Below are 3,122 nucleotides of genomic sequence, written 5' to 3'. Positions count from 1 at the left end.
ATTACCATTATTGCCGTTATAGGTGCGATCAATGCCTTTAATATGGTTGATGGTATTGATGGTCTACTCGGTGGCTTAGCATCTGTAACTTTTACTGCTCTTGGTACTGTATTCTACATTAGCGGCAACAGTTATTTAGCGACAGTTTGCTTATTAATCGTTACTGCTTTAATTCCTTATATTATGCTCAACTTAGGTTTCCCTCTGGGCCGCCGTTTTAAAGTGTTCATGGGTGATGCAGGCAGTATGTTTATCGGTTTTTCAGTAGTATGGATGTTGATTCGTGGTACTCAAGAACCAGAAGTCATTGCGTTTAAACCTGTTACGGCTCTATGGTTAATCGCTATTCCATTAATGGATATGACAACCATTATGATTCGTCGTATTCGTAAAGGCCATTCACCATTTAAACCAGACCGTGAACATTTACACCACATTTGTCAGCGTATTGGGTTATCACCATTAATGACCTTATTTATTATTTGCTTTATGGCAAGTGTTTGCGCTGGTATAGGCATTTGGGCTGACTTAAGTGGTGTGGCTGAGTCAACTATGTTTATTGCCTTCTTAATTTTGTTTGCTGTTTACTTTATGGCAATTAGTTATATTTGGCGTATTACAACTTTTATCAAAAAATTGTTTCACCATTACCAAGTTCATGAAGATCTAAACTAGATAGAATACAGATAAAGAAGTCGATATGGTTAAAAGTACTATTATTGTTAAAATATAGTTTTGTTATTAATAAGTATGTTTATATTATTTTTCATGGATAACCACGGTGAGTTTTCATGGTATTAACTGTTAGCAAATACCACGAGGATCATCTTTGATTGATTTATAAAATAATGCTTGAATAAAATATCAATGATTTATTAAACAATGCATCCTAGAAAATAGATTTATGCATAATTAGCTGTAGATATATGGGGTGTAAGCGTAAAGGAATCAATCTTAGTTTAGATGAGATTTTAGCTTAGCGTTTTTTGTTAAACTACGATAACTTGGATAGACCATCGTTGTATTTTAGGACTGAATTTACAATATATGCTAGTGTTTATTTTTTAATGGATTTTTTGTGGTAATATGTCTTTAGATAAAGTTATTAGGAATAATATTGCATCATTATTTAGTATTAGAATAGCATCCTATGTTATACCATTGATAACAATGCCATATTTGGTAAAAACATTAAATCCTAAAGGTTACGGAGAATTAATGTTTGGGATTGCAATTCTTCAATATCTAATCTTGATAGTTAATTATGGTTTTGATTTATCAGCAACAAAAAAAGTTGCGCAAAATAATAAAGATAAAGAGTATATAAGTAAAATATTTTTTTCTATATTAGTGATTAGGATGTTTTTTTTCTTAATCTTAATTGCCATTTTAACGATATTTATATCTTGTGTTAAAGAGTTAGAGGATATTAAAAGTGTATTACAATTCGGATATTTGTCTGTTTTAGGTGTTGCTCTGTTTCCACAATGGATATTCCAGGGAAAAGAGCAATTGGGTGTAATATCAATTGCAAGAGTAATTGTTCAGGTTCTCAGTATACCGCTATTTTTTTTATTAGTGAAAAATCAATCTGATGCATATATGGCATCTTTAATTTATTCATTACCTCAGATATCTATAGCATTCATTTCTTTCTATCTGATTTTTAAGAGGGGGTGGGTGAAAAAAGTTAAAATATCTATTCTGGACTTAATTGTTGAGTTAAAGGATGGATGGCATTTGTTTATGTCAACGGCCGCAATTAGTTTATATACAACAACTGTTACTGTTGTACTGGGGTTTGTATCTGGACCTTTTAGTGTCGCAATTTATAGTTCGGCAAATAAGTTAATACAAGCCGCTCAAGGTCTATATCAGCCTATTTCAAATGCATATTACCCTAGAATAAATAATCAAATGAAAAAGGATCGTAGCCTTGCTTTTAAAACGATTAGAAAGTTAATGAAATTTCAATTTATTCTAACTTTATGTATAAGTGTATGTGTGTTTGTTTTTTCACCAATCGTTGTGGATATTCTTTTTGGCGTTAAATATTCTGATTCAGTAGTTGTATTGAGAATATTGTCTATAATACCTGTTATAGTAGGTTTGAGTAATATTTTTGGAGTTCAAACTTTATTAACTTGTGGTTATAAAAAAGATTTTTCTAAAATACTTATGTATTCGGGTGTTGTTAATTTAATATTGATAGTTCCTGCGTGCTACTACTTTTCTTACATGGGGGCTGCTGTAACAGTTGTAATAACAGAAGTCTTTGTTACCTTTAGAATGTTTTTATTTATAAAAAAACATCAGATACCATTATTTGGATAATACAATGAAATATGATTACTTAATTGTCGGAGCTGGACTGTTTGGTTCTGTTTGTGCACATGAACTAAAAAAAAAGGGGAAAAAGGTTTTAGTAATAGATAAGAGAGATCATATAGGAGGTAACATATATACAGAAAACGTTCATGATATACAGGTTCATAAATATGGTGCCCATATTTTTCATACTAATGATAAAGAAGTCTGGGATTATGTTAATTCATTTGTGGAGTTTAATCGTTTCACAAATTCTCCTTTAGCTAATTTTGAAGGTAAATTGTACAGCCTTCCTTTTAATATGAATACTTTCTATCAATTGTGGGGGGTTATAACTCCAGAAGAAGCGTTGGCTAAAATAGAAGACCAGAGAAAAGAATTAAATAATAAAGAACCACAGAATCTTGAAGAGCAAGCAATATCTTTAGTTGGTAGAGATATTTATGAGAAATTAATAAAAGGGTATACAGAAAAGCAGTGGGGCAGAGATTGTAAAGATTTGCCTGCATTTATTATAAAACGGTTACCTGTTAGATTTACGTTTGACAATAATTATTTTTCTGATCGTTACCAGGGAGTACCAACTGGCGGTTATACAAAATTAATTGAAAAAATGTTAGAAGGTGTAGAGGTATATCTTAACGAGGACTTTCTTTCTAATAAAGCTAAATATTTAGAGTTGGCCGATAAAATTATTTATACAGGTCCAATTGATGAATTTTATGGAAATAATTTAGGTAAATTAGAATATCGCTCATTAGAGTTTAAAACCGATATTATAGAAACTAGTAACT

Annotated in this window: 3 protein-coding genes; all 3 read left to right on the top strand. The window is 30.9% G+C overall.

Annotated features, from left to right (window positions below; genetic code table 11):
• The coding region (wecA, locus tag I3255_RS13460) for a UDP-N-acetylglucosamine--undecaprenyl-phosphate N-acetylglucosaminephosphotransferase (RefSeq protein WP_238039264.1) at window positions 1-675 on the top strand (675 nt) is incomplete at its 5' end.
• Between the two features lie 411 nt (window positions 676-1,086).
• A complete protein-coding gene (locus tag I3255_RS13455) occupies window positions 1,087-2,334 on the top strand; it encodes a flippase (RefSeq protein WP_265414013.1) in 1,248 nt (415 codons plus the stop codon).
• Between the two features lie 4 nt (window positions 2,335-2,338).
• The coding region (gene glf, locus I3255_RS13450) for a UDP-galactopyranose mutase (protein WP_238039263.1) at window positions 2,339-3,122 on the top strand (784 nt) is incomplete at its 3' end.

This window comes from Psychrobacter sp. Ps6 (assembly GCF_022129235.1).
Taxonomy (GTDB): Bacteria; Pseudomonadota; Gammaproteobacteria; order Pseudomonadales; family Moraxellaceae; genus Psychrobacter.
The sequence above is the reverse complement of the archived record's forward strand: the minus strand, read 5'-3'. Positions and strand labels throughout refer to the sequence as shown.